Raw genomic sequence first — 17,056 nt, forward strand, 5'->3', positions numbered from 1 at the left:
AAGCCTCCGTAGCGTGGTCGGTGTCGAGAAGGCTCAGATATGGAAGGCGGACATCATGGTTGCCCTTGCTCCCACAGAGGCCCACAACGACGAGCGCGGCACGCTCCTCGACTTCGTCGAGACCCAGCGCGCCGCCCTCCGCCGCGCGCTCCTCGGACTCACCGAGGAGCAGGCGGCGAGTCGTCCCAGTGTCAGCGAGCTCAGCCTCTCCGGCCTGGTCAAGCACGTCGCCGAGATGGAGTTCAACTGGCTGCGGATGGCACAGCAGCGGCCGAACGAGCGGCTTCGCTCCCAGGAGGCGTGGGCCGACGGCTTCCGGCTCGTGGAGGGCGAGACGATCCCGGAAGTGCTCGACTTCTGGGCGGGCGTGGCGAAGGAGACCGAGGAGTTCGCCCGCTCCGTGCCGAGCCTCGAGGACACCTTCCCGCTGCCGCCCGCGCCCTGGTTCCCCGAGAACGGGCGCGTGTCGATGCGCTGGATGCTGCTGCACCTGGTCGAGGAGATGGCGCGGCACGCCGGCCACGCGGACATCATCCGTGAGTCGCTGGACGGCAAGGGTTCGTTCGACCTGATCGCGGAGGAGAACAGCCCCGCTGAGGGCGTCCGCCCGTAGGGGATGAGGTGGGTGACGGTAGCGGGGCAGGCACGGTCCGCCCGATCACGGAGTTGTCCGCGTTTCGTGATCACCGGGGATCCGTGCCGGCCGTTCCCTCGCGCGTTCTCGACCCGATCCGAGACCGGTTTCTCGCCTCGCCGCCCGTACGGGACGGGCGGCCGCCCTTGGACGTCCAGTCGATATCGGCGGCACGAGGAGCCAAGCCGGGGACGAGGAGAGGGTGTTGCCCATCAGGCCGGAGCGGGGAGAGACTGCTTGTGAGCCGAGAGTAGGTGCGCCCGTGGCAGCAGCCGAACCGGAGCACGTTGCCTGGTTGTCCGAGAGACAGCTGGCCCGCGCCTGGCCGACCATCCGGGCGACCTGCCTGGACGCCACCGCGAATGCCAACGGGGTCCGGAAGAACACCCGTGTGTCGCACTCCACTTGGGGTGAGAGCGTGTGGCGCGGGTACCACCCCGAGGATGTCGCCCGGGTGGCCAGGGCGATCGCCGACGGCACCGCGGAGCTCCAGCCGCACTGGCGCAACGACACCCCCGAGGCCAAGCTGCTCGATCGGCGCCTCCGCAGGGAGAACCTGCCCGGTGCCATCGGGTGCGCCCTGCTCATCGTCATCCCGTTGGCGATCATCGCCTTTCTCCTGATCATCTCCTGGAACGGCTCCGGATCGTCTTCGCCCTCCTACTGGCACTGACCCGCGAAGAGCCCGCTCAGCCCCCGCGCCTTCTGCCCGCCCGGCTGCCTCGTCTACCGGCGGACGCTCTTAGTCAAGGTTGACTAACATCGAGGCATGTCAGCGATCCGACTTCTCGTCCTGGGTGCCGTCAAGCAGCACGGCCGCGCCCATGGCTACCAGGTGCGCAACGACCTGGAGTACTGGGGCGCCCACGACTGGTCCCACGCCAAGCCCGGCTCGATCTACCACGCCCTGAAACAGATGGCGAAGCAGGGACTGCTGCACGCGCACGAGGTCGCCCCGAGCGCGGTGGGAGGGCCGCCGCGCGTCGAGTACGAGCTGACGGAGCGCGGAACGGAGGAGTACTTCGCGCTGCTGCGCGAGGCGCTGACCACGTACGACCAGAAGATGGACGTCCTGTCGGCGGCCATCGGCTTCATGGTGGACCTGCCCCGCGAGGAGGCCGCGGAGCTGCTGCGCCGGCGGGTGCGGGCCCTCGACGAGTGGCGGGCGGCTGTCACGGAGTACTACACGCCCGAGGGCGGCCCGGAACATCTCGGGCACATCGGCGAGATCATGCACATGTGGGTCCACTCTGCGGACGCCGGCAAGGAGTGGACGCTCGGCCTCATCGAGCGGATCGAGGGCGGTGCGTACGTCTTCGCCGGCGAGGGCGCCCCCTTCGTGGGCGTGCTGGCGGAGGGTGAGGAGAACCCGTACGCGACGTGACGCCGCCCGAGGTTCGCATTAATCAAGTTTGATTAATGCCCAGGACGGGCATACCCTCCTTCGTCGTCGACCATTGGTCAAATTTGACTAGAGGATCTCGGGGATCGGGATCCCGGTGTCGGTAGGAGAGGAGACGGATGGCATCGGAAGCGGTTCTCGTGGAGGGCGCGCGGAAGCGGTACGGGGGGAAGGACGCCCTGGACGGGCTCGACCTCGCCGTCGGGCGGGGCACCGTCCACGGCCTGCTCGGCCCCAACGGCGCGGGCAAGACCACGACCGTACGCATCCTGGCCACGCTGCTGCGGCACGACGAGGGTCTGGTGCGCGTCGCGGGCCACGACGTACGGACCGGGGCCCGGGAGGTACGGCGCCGGATCGGGCTGCTCGGGCAGCACGCCGCCCTCGACGAGGAGCTGGGCGGCCGGCAGAACCTGGAGATGTTCGGCAGGCTCCACCACCTGGGCGCCCGGCGGGCCGGCCAGCGGGCCGACGAACTCCTGGACCGCTTCGGCCTCGCGGACACCGGCCGCAAGCCCGTCCGGCAGTACAGCGGCGGCATGCGGCGGCGGCTCGATCTGGCCGCCTCGCTGATCACGGAGCCGGAGGTGCTCTTCCTCGACGAGCCGACGACCGGGCTCGACCCACGCGGGCGCGTGGAGGTCTGGGACGCGGTGCGTTCCCTGGTCGGCGGGGGCACGACCGTCCTGCTCACCACGCAGTACCTGGAGGAGGCCGATCAGCTCGCCGACCGGATCTCGGTCGTGGACCGGGGGAGGGTCGTCGCGGACGGCACGCCCGACGCGCTCAAGGCGCGGGTGGGCGCCGATCGCATCGACGTGGTCGTCCGGGACGCGGCACGGCTCGACGAGGCGGCCCGGCTGCTGCCCGTGGAGCGGGCGGAGGTGGGCGTGGACGCCGACCGGCGGCGGCTCAGCGCGCCGGTCGCGGACCGGATGGCCGCGCTTGCCGAGACCGTCCGGGCGCTCGGGGCGGCCGGGATCGAGGCGGAGGACATCGCCCTGCGGCGGCCGACGCTGGACGAGGTGTTCCTGCACCTGACGGCCCGGGAGAAGGAGGTGGCGGCATGAGCGCGGTGTACGCGATGAGCGACTGCTGGACCATGACGCGGCGGGAACTCGCCCACTGGGCGCGGCAGCCGGTGCAGGTTCTCGTCGGGCTGGTCTTCCCGGTGATGATGCTCCTGATGTTCGGATACCTGGTCGGTGGCGGGCGGTCCGTCGACGGCGACTACGTCGACTACCTGGTGCCCGGGATGCTCACCCTGACCATGGTCTTCGGCCTCGAAGGCACGATGACGGCGGTGACGCGGGACCTGGACAAGGGGGTGATCGACCGGTTCCGGTCCATGCCGATGACCGACGGGGCGGTGCTCGTCGGGCGGGCGGCCGCCGACATGCTCCAGTCGGCGGTGGGTCTCGGCGTGATGGTCGGCGTGGGGTACGCGATCGGCTGGCGGCCGGACGGCGGACCCGGGGCCGCCCTCGGGGCGCTGGGGCTGCTGCTCCTGCTGCGCTTCGCGATGCTGTGGATCGGGATCTTCCTCGCCCTGGTCGCGGGACGGGCGGAGCTGGTGCAGGCCGTGCAGATCCTGGTCTGGCCGGTCGGCTTCCTCTCCAACGCCTTCGCCTCGCCGGACTCGATGCCGGGCTGGCTCGGGACGGTCGTGGAGTGGAACCCGATGTCGGCGACCGCGACGGCGGTGCGCGACCTCTTCGGCAACCCGGGTGGCGAGCCGGGGCACGTCACGGCGGCGGTGGTGTGGCCGCTGGTGCTGCTGGTGCTGTTCTTCCCGATGGCGGTGAGGAGGTTCGGGCGGCTCGGGAAGTAGGGGCCGGCCGCCCGGTGGCGGGGTCAGCGCAGGGACGTGCCCTGGTGGTCGAGTTGGAGCTGCGGGCGGCCGGTGACGATCAGCCAGGCGGGGAGCGAGGCCAGGCAGAGGAGGGAGAGCATCGCGGGGGAGGAGGCGAGGACGGCGCCGGTGAAGAGGCTGATCCAGCCCTGCCGGGTGGTGGCGAGCAGGACGCCGAGGACGGCGGAGGAGACGGCGACGGCCGGGTGGACCTCGGGCACGAGGGCCTGGGCCAGCAGTCCGAAGGCGGCGCCGATGAAGACGGCCGGGAAGATCCGGCCGCCCCGGAAGCCGCAGGAGGCGGCGACGACGAGGGCGAGGAGTTTGACGACGGCCAGCTTCGCGAGTTCGCCGGAGGACCAGCCGCCGATCGAGGAGGTGAGCTCCTTGACCTCCTCCAGGCCCTTGAAGAGGGTCAGGCGTCCGCCGAGGGCGCCCAGGAGACCGAGGGCGAGACCGCCGAGGGGCAGCACCAGCATGGGGTGCCGCAGGCGCCGGAAAGCGGCGTGGACGTAGGGGAACAGGGAGCAGGCGGCGAGGCCGAAGAGGGCCGCGGCGGAGGCGATCAGGAGGGCGGCGAGGAGGTCGCCGAAGCCGGGGTCGGTCAGCGGTGGGAGCCCCACGTCGAAGCTGGGTTCGGCGAGCAGCTGGGTGGTCATCGCGCCCGCTCCGGCGGCGAGGAGGGGGGCGAAGAGCCGGTCCCACAGGGAGCCGCGGCCCGGCCGGCCGGCCAGGGCCTCGGAGATGACGAGGGCGGCCGCCACGGGGGTGCCGAAGAGGGCGCCGATGGTGGCGGCCGAGGCGAGCGAGACCCAGGCCGCGCCCGGCACGGCGGGAGCCGCCTTGCGGCCGAGCCAGTAGGCGAGGGCGATGTTGGCGGCGATGATCGGGTTCTCGGGGCCGAGGCTGACGCCACCGGCCAGGGAGAGGGTGCTCGCGAGCAGCAGCCCCGGCACCACGCCGGGGGCGAGCGGTGTCCCGCCGAGTCCCTCGGAGGCCGGGTCGGGTCCGGCGTGTCCGGGCACCTTCCACACGACGAGGCCCACGGCGACGCCCGTCGCCGTGAGCATGAGGATGATCCAGAGGGAGGAGTAGGGCCCGATGCCGAGGGCGTCCGGCAGGTTGTTCCAGAGAACGTGCTGGAACTCCTCCGCGAGGGCGCTGATCCCGAGGAACAGCAGGCTCGCCCCCACCCCGACGAGGAGGGCGGGCAGGATCTGGGGGAGCAGGATCCGGGCGGGCGTCTCCACGGGAGAGGGGACTCGATCGGTGGCCACCGCCCCACCATAAGTGCGCAAAGGGAACACAAGGTCCGGATCGGCACTTGCACCTCACGTCGCGTCAGGACCCAGGCTGAACGGCGTACCGACTGAGAAAGGGCGGACGGCCGATGGGCTACTCCGTGGGACAGGTGGCCGGCTTCGCCGGGGTCACGGTGCGCACCCTGCACCACTACGACGCGATCGGGCTGCTCTCGCCGGGCGGCCGCAGCACGGCGGGCCACCGCCGCTACGACGACGCGGACCTCGACCGGCTCCAGCAGATCCTGTTCTACCGGGAGCTCGGCTTCCCCCTCGAAGAGGTCGCCGTCCTCCTCGACCACCCGCTCGCCGATCCGCGGGAGCACCTGCGGCGCCGGCACGCGCTGCTGACCGCGCGGATCGGCGAGCTCCAGAGGATGGCGGCGGCCGTCGAGCACGCCATGGAGGCGAAGAAGATGGGCATCAACCTCACGCCCGAGGAGAAGTTCGAGGTCTTCGGGGACAAGGACCCCGAGCGGTTCGCGGCGGAGACCGCCCGCCGCTGGGGCGGCACGGACTCCCACGAGCGGGCCCAGGCCCGCGCCGCCGCGTACGGCAAGGAGGACTGGCAGCGGATGAAGGACGAGGTGGACGCCTGGGGCGCCGCGTACGCCACCCTGATGCGCGAGGGCCGGGAACCGCGGTCCGAGGAGGCGATGGACCTCGCCGAGGCCCACCGCCGCCACCTCACCACCTGGTTCTTCGACTGCCACCCGAGGACCCACATGGAGCTCGCCGAGATGTACGTCACCGACGAGAACTTCCACGCGTTCTACGAGGCGATCCACCCGGGCCTCCCGGAGCACCTGCGGGAGGCCGTCCGGGCGAACGCCGCACGCCGGGCGGCCTGACCCGGATCAGGCGCGCGGCCCGGTCACCGCCCTCAGGCGCGCGGCCCGATCACCACCGCCGTGCCGTACGCGCACACCTCCGTGCCCACGTCCGCCGCTTCCGTCACGTCGAAGCGGAACATGAGCACGGCGTTCGCGCCGCGTGCCTTCGCCTGCTCCACCAGGCGTTCCATCGCCTGGTTCCGGGTCTCCACCAGGGTCTTCGTCAGGCCCTTCAGCTCCCCGCCGATCATCGACTTCAGCCCCGCACCGATCTGGCTGCCCAGATGGCGGGAGCGGACGGTGAGCCCGAAGACCTCACCGATCACCTGCCGGACCTCGAAGCCCGGCACGTCGTTCGTGGTCACGACCAGCACGTCGGACTGCGGCCCCTGGCCGCCTCCGTACTCCTCGATGCCCATCGGCATGCACCTCCTGTCCCCCCACCTTCGGGTCCGGGGGCCGGGTCCGCATCCCGTGGGAGCCGGGTGGAACCGGGCGCCTGCGGCCCGCGTTGATAGCTTGGGGCCAGCCGTCCCCCAAGCCCCCACCGACCGCAGGAGCCCGGAACCCGTGAACACGCTTGCCCTCGGACCGAGCTGGCTGGACCCGGACTACCTGATCGGAACCTTTGGTCTGATCGGTGTCCTGGCCATCGTCTTCGCCGAGTCCGGCCTCCTCATCGGGTTCTTCCTGCCCGGCGACTCGCTGCTCTTCACCACCGGCCTGCTGGTCACCACCGGCAAGCTGGACACGCCGCTGTGGGTGGTCTGCGCCCTGGTGGTGGCCGCCGCCGTCATCGGCGACCAGGTGGGCTACCTCTTCGGCCGCAAGGTCGGCCCCGCGCTCTTCAAGCGCCCCGACTCCAAGCTCTTCAAGCAGGAGAACGTCGAGAAGGCGCACGAGTTCTTCGAGAAGCACGGCCCGAAGTCGCTGATCCTCGCCCGCTTCGTCCCCATCGTCCGCACGTTCACGCCGATCATCGCCGGCGTCAGCAGGATGAACTACCGCTCGTTCATCACGTTCAACGTCATCGGCGGCGTGCTGTGGGGCGCGGGCGTGACCCTGCTCGGCGCCTCCCTCGGCAAGGTCGAGTTCGTCCACAAGCACATCGAGCTGATCCTCGTCGGAATCGTCCTGATCTCCGTGGTCCCGGTCGCGATCGAGCTCCTGCGCGCCCGCTCCCAGTCGAAGAAGAACCCGCCCGCCGACGACCACGACGCCCCCGGCGCCCCGAACCCGGGGACCTCCCGAGGCCGCCACGCCAAGCGGTAGCGGAGCCGGCTAGAAACCCCGGGTGCGCTTCGCCGCGCGCCGCGCCGCCGCCGCGCCCGGGGCCTGCATGAAGAGCCGGGCCAGCTCGCCCCCCAGGTTCACCCCGATCGCGATCGCCAGAGCCAGCGCCGACGCCTTCGCGAGCGACGCGAAGCCCTGGTCCAGGTTGTTCTGGGCGATCGCGAGCACCCCGAAGTACGTGGCCGAACCGGGCAGCAGCGGCCCGATCGCCGCCGTCACGTACGGCAGCGACGAGGTGTGCTCGTAGCGGGCGATCAGCTGCCCGAAGAGTCCGACCAGGCCGGCCGCCACCGCCGTCGCCATCACCGCCGAACCCTCGGCGGTCACCGCGATCGAGGCGTAGACCACCCACGCCACCCCGCCGTTCAGCGTCGCGAACAGCACGGTCGCCCGCGACTGCTGCAACAGGACCGCGAAGGTCGCGCACAGCACCATCGACGCCAGGATCTGCGTCACCGGCCGCTCCACCGCCCGCAGCACCCCCTCGGGATTCAGCTCGGCGTCGAACTGCACGGCGATGTACAGCACCGACAGCACACCCACCACGATCGCGACGAAGAAGTACGCGACCTCCAGGAGCCGGGCCGAGGCCGTGATGTAGAAACCGGTCAGACCGTCCTGCACGGCCGCGACGAGCGCCCGCCCCGGGATCAGCGCGAACAGCCCACCGGTGATCACCGCCGAAGGACGCAGGTCCGCGTGCAGCACGGTCAGGAGCACGCCCATCGCCGCCGGCGGCATCGCCGCCACCAGGAACTGGTAGAACTCCGGCATCCCGCGGCCCGCGAACAGCCACGCCAGCCGGTCACCGAGGACCGCGCCGAGCGCCGCCACGAAGAAGACCGTCGGACCGCCGCCGAGCAGCACCGAGGCCGCACCGGCCAGGACGCCCGCCGCCGCCGTCAGGACCCAGCCCGGGTACGGGTGCCGGTTCCGCCGTATCTCCGCGAGCCGCCGGTACGCCTCCTCGGGCGTCACCTCGTGCGCCTGCGCGTTGATGTCCGCGAGCAGCTGGTACACGGCCGCCAGCCGCGTGTAGTCGGTGCCCCGGCGGCGTACCGTCCGGTTCGCCGTGATCGGGTCGTCCACCAGCGAAGGCTGGTAGGTGACGGCCAACAGCGTGAACGTCACCGTCGGCTCCACCCGGTCCAGACCGTACGAGCGGCAGATCGCGAACATCGCCGCCTCGACGTCCTCCGCGCCCTCCCCACCCGCGAGCAGCAGCTCGCCGATACGCAGGGTCAGGTCCAGCACACGCGGCACCGAGGGACCGGACTCGTCCTCCTTGCGGACCGCCTCGGGCACCGGCCGCTCACCCACCGGCAGCCGCAGCATCGTCCGCATCCGGTCCTGCCACGGCGCGTCCTTCGAGAGCCGCACCAGCGGCACCCCGTACGCCGGGGTGAACGCGGCCGGCGAGTCCTTCGCCGAGTACGTGGCCGGCGGGGCGAACGCCGAACCCTCCGGCTCCGGCGGCGGCTCCGGCGTCAGACCGGGCGGAAGGGCGAACTCGGAGGTCGGGTGCTCCTCCTCCGGCGGCGCCGGCTGCTCCACCCCGGCCGGCGGCACGAACGCGCTCCGCGCCTCGTCCGACTGCGGCTTCCGGTCCTCAGGAGCACCGTCCTCCGGCTCCGCCACCACGCTCTCCGCCTCATCCCCGGGGAATCCTGGATTCCAGTATGAAGGTGCGGCGGATACGCGAAAGGCGGTGCACCCGACAGGTGCACCGCCTTCACACGATCACGCCCTCGCATGATCACGCGTTCCCGCGCATCACGTCTTCACGCGCATCACGCCCGCACGCACGATCAGAGGGGCCGGGGACGGCTCAGTGGCCGCCCTGCTCCTTGGCGCGCGCGTACGACTTCTCGATCTCGGCCTCGGCCTCGGCGCGGCCGACCCAGTCGGCGCCCTCGACCGACTTGCCCGGCTCCAGGTCCTTGTAGACCTCGAAGAAGTGCTGGATCTCCAGACGGTCGAACTCCGACACGTGGTGGATGTCCCGCAGGTGCTCCATGCGCGGGTCCGTCGCCGGGACGCACAGCAGCTTGTCGTCGCCGCCGGCCTCGTCCGTCATCCGGAACATGCCGATGGCGCGGCACTTGATCAGGCAGCCCGGGAACGTCGGCTCGTCGAGAATCACGAGCGCGTCCAGCGGGTCACCGTCCTCGCCGAGGGTGTTCTCGACGTAGCCGTAGTCGGTCGGGTAGGCCGTCGAGGTGAAGAGGCGACGGTCCAGGCGGATGCGACCGGTCTCGTGGTCGACCTCGTACTTGTTCCGCGATCCCTTAGGGATCTCGATGAGAACGTCGAACTCCACGGGTGGCTCCTCCTGAATCAACACAAGTGAATGCTCGCGACGACGCGCGGTGATTAAGTGTCCCTCACGCACGTGTGTGATCGCGAAAGGGGCTGGTCAGCAATGCCGGAGCCGAGGACGTGGCAGCTCACGGCGGGCTCCGCCGCCCTCGGTCTCGTCCTGGCGGCCGCGGCGGTGACCGCGGCCGGACCATGGGACGGGGGCCAGCGTACGGCCGAGCGGGCCCGCGCCGCCGCCCCCGCGTCGGGTGGCACACGTCACGCCCCGCCCCCGGCGCCCGCCGCGCCCCGCCACCCCGCCCCCGCCCCCAGCGCCCCCGGCGTCCTCACCGCCCTGCACGCCCCCGCCCCCGCCGCACGACCCGCCGACCTCGCCGCCGTCCTCGTCCCGCTCCTCGCCGACCCCGGCCTCGGCCCGCTCCGTACCGCCGCCGTCGTCGACACCGCCACCGGCAAGCAGCTCTACGGCGAAGGCGCAGGCACCCCCATGACGCCCGCCTCCACCGTCAAGATCGCCACCACCGCGGCCGCGCTCTCCGCCCTCGGCCCCGAGCACCGCATCCCCACCACCGTCACCGCCGCCCCCGACGGCACGAGCGTCACCCTCACCGGCGGCGGCGACCCCACGCTCGACCCCGCCCGCCTGAAGACCCTCGCCGCCGACACCGCCCGCGCCCTCAAGGCCGGCGGCCACACCTCCGTACGCCTCGCCTACGACACCGGCCTCTACCGGGGCCCCGCCGTCCACCCCATCGGCCCCAACGAGAACCTCGCCCCCGTCGTCGCCCTCATGACCCGCGAGGCACGCCTCGACGACAGCCGCAGCGGACCGGCCCCCCGCAGCGCCGACCCCGCCGGCGACACCGCCCGCGCCTTCGCGGATCTCCTCACCCGGGCCGGCGTCACGGTCACCGCCGACCCCGCCCCCGGCCCCACCCCCAAGGCCGCCCCCCTCGCCCGCACCTACTCCGCCCCCCTCGCCGACCTCGTCGAGCACACCCTCACCCACAGCGACAACGACCTCGCCGAAGCCCTCGCCCGGCAGACCGCCCTCGCCCGCAAGCTCCCCGCCAGCTTCCAGGGCGCCGAGCGGGCCGTACGTGACGAACTCGCCCGGCTCGCCCTCCCCCTCGCCGGCGCCCGCTTCGCCGACGGCAGCGGACTCGACCGCCGCGACCGCGTCTCCGCCTCCCTCCTCACCGGGCTCCTCACCCGGGCGGCCGACCCCGCACGCCCCGCCCTGCGCCCCCTCCTCACCGGACTGCCCGTCAGCGGCTTCACCGGCACCCTCACCGACCGCTACGACACCGCCCCCGCCACCGCCGGCGCCGGACTCGTCCGCGCCAAGACCGGCACCCTCACAGGCGTCAACACGCTCGCAGGAACCGTCGTCGCCCCCGACGGACGCCTCCTCGCCTTCGCGTTCCTCGCCGGCCGCACCTCCTCGCCGTACGAGGCACAACCCGCCCTCGACCGGCTCTCCGCCGCACTGGCCGGAACCGGCTGACCCGCCCCGAAGCCTGACCGAACCGGCGCCGAGCCCGTACGGTTGACGCATGACGAGCATCGGTGGCGCAGGCACATCCGGGATGGTCGACTGGAATCTCGCGGTCGCGACCGCGACCCGCCTCGTGCGGCCCGGACCCGAAGTCAGCCGCGACGAGGCCCGCGAGGTCGTCGCCGAACTCCGCAGGCACGCCAAAGCCTCGGAGGAACACGTCCGCGCCTACACCCGGATGTTCCCCGACGGCACCGACCCCCTGACCATCGCCGACACCCCCGTCCTCGTCGTCGACCGGGCCGGCTGGATCAGGGCCAACGTCGCCGGCTTCCGCGAACTCCTCACCCCGCTCCTCGGCAAGATGCGGGAACGCCGCGCGGCCACCCCCGGCAGCGCCGTCCTCGGCGCCGTCGGCGGCAAGGTCACCGGCGTCGAACTCGGGATGCTGCTGTCCTTCCTCGCCTCCCGCATCCTCGGCCAGTACGAGACCTTCGCCCCGGCCACCCGCGAACTCCCCGCCGGGACGAACGGCGGCGGACGCCTCCTCCTCGTCGCCCCCAACATCGTCCACGTCGAACGCGAGCTCGACGTCTCCCCGCACGACTTCCGCCTCTGGGTCTGCCTCCACGAGGAGACCCACCGCACCCAGTTCACCGCCGTCCCCTGGCTCCGTGACCACCTCCAGGGCGAGATCCAGTCGTTTCTCGCCGCCACCGACGTCGACCCCGGCACCGTCGTCGAGCGCCTGCGCGAAGCCGTCCAGACCCTCGTCGGCGGCCGCCCCGAAGGCGAGGAGGGCGAACCCGCCCCCTCCCTCGTCGAACTCGTCCAGAGCCCCGAACAGCGCGAGATCCTCGGCCGCCTCACTGCCGTCATGTCGCTCCTCGAAGGCCACGCCGACTACGTCATGGACGGCGTCGGACCCGAGATCGTCCCGTCCGTCGCCGAGATCCGCGAGAAGTTCCAGGCCCGCCGCGCCCGCGGCGCCTCCCGCCTCGACCTCGCCCTGCGCAAGCTCCTCGGCCTCGACGCCAAGCTCCGCCAGTACCGCGACGGCGAACGCTTCGTCCGCGCCGTCGTCGACCAGGTCGGCATGGACGGCTTCAACCGCGTGTGGACCTCGCCCAACACGCTCCCCACCAAGAGCGAGATCGCGGCACCCGCCGACTGGATCGCGAGGGTGCACCGTAAGGCAGACTCCTGAGACGGGTGCGGCACACGGCACGGGAACACGTCGGAACACCCCACCAATCACCCATCCGAGGGACCCTGACCATGGGGTGAGGCGTGCAATGCTCGGGTAACGGCCGGGTTTCTGTCACCATCGACGCACTCTGAGTGACCGAAACCCCCTTTCCGACCGTTAAGACTCCGACCGAGGCACCCCACCCCATCACGAAGGGCACCGGACATGGGTCCCCATCCTGCGGTCGCGGCGATACGCCTGGCGGTCCGCCGCGTACTCCACGACGTCCTCACCGAACACGCCACCACCCCGGACGCCGAGCACACCCCCCTCGTGCTCGTCGCCTGCTCCGGAGGCGCCGACTCCATGGCACTCGCCTCCGCCCTCGCCTTCGAGGCCCGCAAACTCCCCGTACGCGCCGGCGGCATCACCGTCGACCACGGCCTCCAGGACGGCTCCGACACCCGCGCCACCGAGGTCGCCGGACGCATGACCGCCCTCGGCCTCACCCCCGTCGAGTCCGTCACGGTCACCGTCGGCCGCGAAGGAGGCCCCGAGGCCGCCGCCCGCGACGCGCGGTACGCCGCCCTGGACGCCGCCGCCGAGCGCCACGGCGCCACCGCGATCCTCCTCGGCCACACCCGCGACGACCAGGCCGAGACCGTCCTCCTCGGCCTCGCCCGCGGCTCCGGCATCCGCTCCCTCTCCGGCATGGCCGCCGTCTCCGGCACCTCCCGCCGCTACCGGCGCCCCTTCCTGCAGCTCGACCGCCAGACCGTCCGCAAGGCCTGCATCGCACAGGAACTCGCCGTCTGGGACGACCCGCACAACCGCGACCCCGCCTACACCCGCTCCCGCCTCCGCCACGAGGGCCTCCCCGCCCTCGAGAAGGCCCTCGGCAAGGGCGTCGTCGAAGCCCTCGCCCGAACGGCCCAGCTCTCCCGAGACGACGCAGACGCCCTCGACACCTGGGCCGCCGACGCCGAGACCGCCGTACGCGACGAGGCGGGCGCCCTCGAATGCGCCAAGCTCCACGGACTGCCCCCCGCCGTACGCCGCCGCGTCCTGCGCCGCGCCGTCATCGCCGAAGGCGCCCCCGCCGGCTCCCTCTTCGCCCGCCACATCGAAGAACTCGACCGACTCATCACCGGCTGGCGCGGTCAGGGAGCCATCAACCTGCCCGGCCGCGTCGAAGCCCGCCGCCAGGGTGGCAGACTGGTCATCCGGCAAGGCTGACGCACGCTGCAACGAAAGTGACCCGGGTGAACGAGAAGGACATGGGCACCGACCTCCAGTCGGTGCTCATCACCAAGGAAGAGATCGACGCCAAGCTGGCAGAGCTGGCCGCGAAGATCGACGCGGAATACGCGGGCAAGGACCTGCTCCTCGTCGGCGTCCTCAAGGGCGCGGTGATGGTGATGGCGGATCTGGCTCGCGCCCTTTCCACCCCCGTCACCATGGACTGGATGGCCGTCTCCTCCTACGGCGCCGGCACCCAGTCCTCGGGCGTCGTCCGCATCCTCAAGGACCTCGACACCGACATCAAGGGCAAGCACGTCCTGATCGTCGAGGACATCATCGACTCCGGCCTGACCCTGTCCTGGCTGCTGTCGAACCTCGGCTCCCGCGAGCCCGCCTCCCTCGAGGTCTGCACCCTCCTGCGCAAGCCGGAGGCCGCCAAGGTCGCCATCGACGTCAAGTGGATCGGCTTCGACATCCCCAACGAGTTCGTCGTCGGCTACGGCCTCGACTACGCCGAGAAGTACCGGAACCTTCCGTTCGTCGGCACGCTCGCCCCGCACGTCTACGGCGGCTGACAAACCCGTCGTACGGGGAACCCGCACCGCCTTCCCTCCGTTGAACCATGGGAAGGCGGTCGCGGGCGACGATGCTGAGGTACCGTCCGAAGAACAGCTTTTTCACACAGCAGCTCTCACAGCAGCATTTTCCTACGGGCAGGAGGGACGGAGCGTTCTCGCTCCGTATGGATGGACGTGAAGCGATACTTCCGTGGGCCGGTCATGTGGATCGTGCTGGCCGTCCTCGCCGTGGTCGTGCTGATGCAGGTCGTCGGCTCGTCCGAGGGCTACAAGACGGTGGACACCGGCCAGGTCGTCCAGGCGATCGACAAGAACCAGGTCAAGCAGGCAAAGCTCACCACCGGTGATGAGCAGCTCATCAAGATCGACCTCATCGACGGTCAGAAGATCAACAAGTCCGACAAGCTCCAGGCCAGCTACATCGGCACACAGGGCGCGGACCTCGCGGACAAGCTCCAGGAGAAGTTCGAGGCCGGGCAGATCGAGAAGGGCTACACCGTCTCCCCGACGAAGCAGTCGCCCTTCGTCTCGATCCTGCTCTCGCTCCTCCCCTTCGTCCTCATCGTGGTCGTCTTCCTCTTCCTGATGAACCAGATGCAGGGCGGCGGCTCCCGCGTCATGCAGTTCGGCAAGTCCAAGGCGAAGCTCATCACCAAGGACACGCCGAAGACCACGTTCGCCGACGTCGCCGGCTCGGACGAGGCCGTCGAGGAACTCCACGAGATCAAGGAGTTCCTCCAGGAGCCCGCGAAGTTCCAGGCCGTCGGCGCCAAGATCCCCAAGGGCGTCCTGCTCTACGGCCCCCCCGGAACCGGCAAGACGCTCCTCGCGCGCGCCGTCGCCGGCGAGGCCGGGGTGCCCTTCTACTCGATCTCCGGCTCCGACTTCGTCGAGATGTTCGTCGGCGTCGGCGCCTCCCGGGTCCGCGACCTCTTCGAGCAGGCCAAGGCCAACGCTCCCGCGATCGTCTTCGTCGACGAGATCGACGCCGTCGGACGCCACCGCGGCGCCGGCCTCGGCGGCGGCCACGACGAGCGCGAGCAGACGCTCAACCAGCTCCTCGTCGAGATGGACGGCTTCGACGTCAAGGGCGGCGTCATCCTGATCGCGGCGACGAACCGCCCCGACATCCTCGACCCCGCCCTGCTCCGCCCCGGACGCTTCGACCGGCAGATCGCCGTCGACCGCCCGGACATGCAGGGCCGGCTGGAGATCCTCAAGGTCCACCAGAAGGGCAAGCCGGTCGCCCCGGACGTCGACCTCAGCGCCGTCTCCCGCCGCACGCCCGGCTTCACCGGCGCGGACCTGGCCAACGTCCTCAACGAGGCGGCGCTCCTCACCGCTCGCGGCGACCAGAAGCTGATCGACAACAAGGCTCTGGACGAGGCGATCGACCGTGTGGTCGCGGGCCCGCAGAAGCGGACCCGGATCATGTCGGACAAGGAGAAGAAGATCACCGCGTACCACGAGGGCGGCCACGCCCTGGTCGCGGCGGCCTTGCCGAACTCCGACCCGGTCCACAAGATCACCATCCTGTCCCGCGGCCGCGCCCTGGGCTACACGATGGTCCTGCCGGAAGAGGACAAGTACTCGACCACGCGCAACGAGATGCTCGACCAGCTGGCCTACATGCTGGGCGGACGCGCGGCCGAGGAGCTCGTCTTCCACGACCCCACCACGGGCGCGGCGAACGACATCGAGAAGGCCACCGCCACGGCCCGCGCGATGGTCACGCAGTACGGCATGACGGAGCGGCTCGGCGCCATCAAGTTCGGCGGCGACAACACCGAGCCCTTCCTCGGCCGTGAGATGGCGCACCAGCGCGACTACTCGGAAGAGGTCGCGGCGCTGGTCGACGAAGAGGTCAAGAAGCTCATCGAGACCGCGCACAACGAGGCCTGGGAGATCCTCGTCGAGAACCGCGACGTCCTCGACAACCTGGTCCTCCAGCTCCTGGAGAAGGAGACGCTGGGCAAGGAGGAGATCGCCGAGATCTTCGCCCCCATCGTCAAGCGCCCGGCCCGCCCGGCCTGGACCGGCTCCAGCCGCCGCACCCCGTCCACGCGTCCGCCGGTGCTCTCCCCCAAGGAGCTCGCCCTGACGAACAGCGCGAACGGCACGGCGACCCCGGCCGTGGACACCACCAAGGGCATCGACATCGCCCCGGTGGACACCCCGGAGGACTGACGGCCCCGGCCCCCCGGAATGGAAGCCGCGCCCCCACAGGTTCTAGCCTGTGGGGGCGCGGCTCTTTCGCGCGCACACAGTCAGACGGAACGAGGCACAGGATGACCGACCCGGTGACGCTGGACGGCGAGGGCACGATCGGCGAGTTCGACGAGAAGCGCGCCGAGAACGCCGTACGAGAGCTCCTCATCGCGGTCGGCGAGGACCCGGACCGCGAGGGTCTGCGCGAGACGCCGGCGCGGGTGGCGCGGGCGTACAAGGAGATATTCGCGGGCCTGTGGCAGCGGCCCGAGGGCGTGCTGACGACCACCTTCGACCTGGGCCACGACGAGATGGTCCTGGTCAAGGATATTGAGGTGTACTCGACATGTGAGCACCATCTCGTCCCGTTCCGCGGGGTCGCCCACGTCGGGTACATCCCGTCCACCTCGGGCAAGATCACCGGGCTGTCGAAGCTGGCCCGGCTGGTGGACGTCTACGCCCGCCGCCCCCAGGTGCAGGAGCGGCTCACCACTCAGGTGGCCGACTCTCTGATGGAGATACTCGAGCCGCGCGGCGTCATCGTGGTCTTCGAGTGCGAGCACATGTGCATGTCGATGCGGGGCATCCGCAAGCCCGGCGCGAAGACCATCACCTCGGCCGTCCGTGGTCAGCTGCGCGACCCCGCGACCCGCGCCGAGGCGATGAGCCTCATCATGGCGCGCTGAGCCCCACGACGGAGCGGTACC

General features: G+C 71.2%; 17 protein-coding genes. 13 read left to right on the forward strand and 4 right to left on the reverse strand.

Annotated features, from left to right (window positions below; genetic code table 11):
• Positions 1 to 55: 55 nt before the first annotated feature.
• The 5 genes from ACZ51I_RS21255 to ACZ51I_RS21275 all read left to right on the forward strand — a co-directional run bounded on the left by ACZ51I_RS21255 (position 56) and on the right by ACZ51I_RS21275 (position 3,867).
• Positions 56 to 613 carry a DinB family protein gene (locus tag ACZ51I_RS21255; RefSeq protein WP_468878008.1) on the forward strand — a complete coding sequence of 186 codons (558 nt, stop codon included), beginning with the start codon at positions 56 to 58 and terminating at the stop codon, positions 611 to 613.
• Between the two features lie 316 nt (positions 614 to 929).
• Complete coding sequence (locus ACZ51I_RS21260; protein WP_468878010.1) at positions 930 to 1,307, forward strand: hypothetical protein; 378 nt, start codon at positions 930 to 932, stop codon at positions 1,305 to 1,307.
• A gap of 96 nt (positions 1,308 to 1,403) precedes the next feature.
• Positions 1,404 to 2,018: a PadR family transcriptional regulator gene (locus ACZ51I_RS21265; protein ID WP_468878013.1), complete on the forward strand. Its 615-nt coding sequence runs from the start codon at positions 1,404 to 1,406 to the stop codon at positions 2,016 to 2,018.
• Positions 2,019 to 2,155: 137 nt separating this feature from the next.
• Positions 2,156 to 3,106 carry an ATP-binding cassette domain-containing protein gene (locus ACZ51I_RS21270; RefSeq protein WP_468878016.1) on the forward strand — a complete coding sequence of 317 codons (951 nt, stop codon included), beginning with the start codon at positions 2,156 to 2,158 and terminating at the stop codon, positions 3,104 to 3,106.
• Positions 3,103 to 3,867, forward strand: a complete 765-nt coding sequence (locus ACZ51I_RS21275; RefSeq protein ID WP_468878018.1) for an ABC transporter permease — start codon at positions 3,103 to 3,105, stop codon at positions 3,865 to 3,867. Before ACZ51I_RS21270 ends, ACZ51I_RS21275 begins: the two co-directional genes overlap by 4 nt.
• A gap of 23 nt (positions 3,868 to 3,890) precedes the next feature.
• Here ACZ51I_RS21275 and ACZ51I_RS21280 read toward each other — a convergent pair whose 3' ends face one another.
• The gene (locus tag ACZ51I_RS21280) at positions 3,891 to 5,165 is read right to left on the reverse strand and encodes an ion channel protein (protein ID WP_468878021.1); all 1,275 of its coding nucleotides are present in this window, start codon (positions 5,163 to 5,165) and stop codon (positions 3,891 to 3,893) included.
• 113 nt (positions 5,166 to 5,278) lie between these two features.
• On the opposite strand from ACZ51I_RS21280, the gene ACZ51I_RS21285 reads away from it, so the two are divergent.
• The gene (locus ACZ51I_RS21285; RefSeq protein ID WP_468878023.1) at positions 5,279 to 6,040 is read left to right on the forward strand and encodes a MerR family transcriptional regulator; all 762 of its coding nucleotides are present in this window, start codon (positions 5,279 to 5,281) and stop codon (positions 6,038 to 6,040) included.
• Positions 6,041 to 6,072: 32 nt separating this feature from the next.
• Here ACZ51I_RS21285 and ACZ51I_RS21290 read toward each other — a convergent pair whose 3' ends face one another.
• Entirely contained in the window at positions 6,073 to 6,441 is a 369-nt protein-coding gene (locus ACZ51I_RS21290) for a YbjQ family protein (protein ID WP_468878228.1), read from the reverse strand.
• A gap of 151 nt (positions 6,442 to 6,592) precedes the next feature.
• Between ACZ51I_RS21290 and ACZ51I_RS21295 the strand changes: the two genes are divergently transcribed.
• On the forward strand, positions 6,593 to 7,294 hold the full coding sequence (locus ACZ51I_RS21295) for a DedA family protein (RefSeq protein ID WP_468878026.1): 702 nt from the start codon (positions 6,593 to 6,595) through the stop codon (positions 7,292 to 7,294).
• Positions 7,295 to 7,303: 9 nt separating this feature from the next.
• Here the strand turns inward: ACZ51I_RS21295 and ACZ51I_RS21300 are convergent, their stop codons facing one another.
• Both ACZ51I_RS21300 and ACZ51I_RS21305 read right to left on the reverse strand, forming a co-directional pair.
• Entirely contained in the window at positions 7,304 to 8,956 is a 1,653-nt protein-coding gene (locus ACZ51I_RS21300) for a threonine/serine exporter family protein (RefSeq protein ID WP_468878028.1), read from the reverse strand.
• A gap of 187 nt (positions 8,957 to 9,143) precedes the next feature.
• A complete protein-coding gene (locus ACZ51I_RS21305; RefSeq protein ID WP_468878030.1) occupies positions 9,144 to 9,635 on the reverse strand; it encodes an inorganic diphosphatase in 492 nt (163 codons plus the stop codon).
• 102 nt (positions 9,636 to 9,737) lie between these two features.
• Here ACZ51I_RS21305 and dacB point away from each other — a divergent pair, with 102 nt between their 5' ends.
• The 6 genes from dacB to folE all read left to right on the forward strand — a co-directional run bounded on the left by dacB (position 9,738) and on the right by folE (position 17,035).
• The gene (dacB, locus tag ACZ51I_RS21310) at positions 9,738 to 11,141 is read left to right on the forward strand and encodes a D-alanyl-D-alanine carboxypeptidase/D-alanyl-D-alanine endopeptidase (protein ID WP_468878033.1); all 1,404 of its coding nucleotides are present in this window, start codon (positions 9,738 to 9,740) and stop codon (positions 11,139 to 11,141) included.
• A 49-nt stretch (positions 11,142 to 11,190) separates the two neighbouring features.
• Positions 11,191 to 12,339 carry a zinc-dependent metalloprotease gene (locus tag ACZ51I_RS21315; RefSeq protein ID WP_468878036.1) on the forward strand — a complete coding sequence of 383 codons (1,149 nt, stop codon included), beginning with the start codon at positions 11,191 to 11,193 and terminating at the stop codon, positions 12,337 to 12,339.
• Between the two features lie 207 nt (positions 12,340 to 12,546).
• Positions 12,547 to 13,557, forward strand: coding sequence for a tRNA lysidine(34) synthetase TilS (gene tilS / locus ACZ51I_RS21320; RefSeq protein ID WP_468878042.1), 1,011 nt, complete (start codon positions 12,547 to 12,549; stop codon positions 13,555 to 13,557).
• Positions 13,558 to 13,598: 41 nt separating this feature from the next.
• Complete coding sequence (gene hpt, locus ACZ51I_RS21325) at positions 13,599 to 14,138, forward strand: hypoxanthine phosphoribosyltransferase (protein ID WP_323448162.1); 540 nt, start codon at positions 13,599 to 13,601, stop codon at positions 14,136 to 14,138.
• 171 nt (positions 14,139 to 14,309) lie between these two features.
• Positions 14,310 to 16,328 (forward strand): ATP-dependent zinc metalloprotease FtsH, encoded by a 2,019-nt coding sequence (gene ftsH, locus ACZ51I_RS21330; RefSeq protein WP_468878045.1) that lies wholly within the window; start codon positions 14,310 to 14,312, stop codon positions 16,326 to 16,328.
• A gap of 101 nt (positions 16,329 to 16,429) precedes the next feature.
• Positions 16,430 to 17,035 (forward strand): GTP cyclohydrolase I FolE, encoded by a 606-nt coding sequence (folE, locus tag ACZ51I_RS21335; protein ID WP_468878047.1) that lies wholly within the window; start codon positions 16,430 to 16,432, stop codon positions 17,033 to 17,035.
• Positions 17,036 to 17,056 lie beyond the last annotated feature (21 nt).

This window comes from Streptomyces sp. NPDC034084 (genome assembly GCF_055575535.1).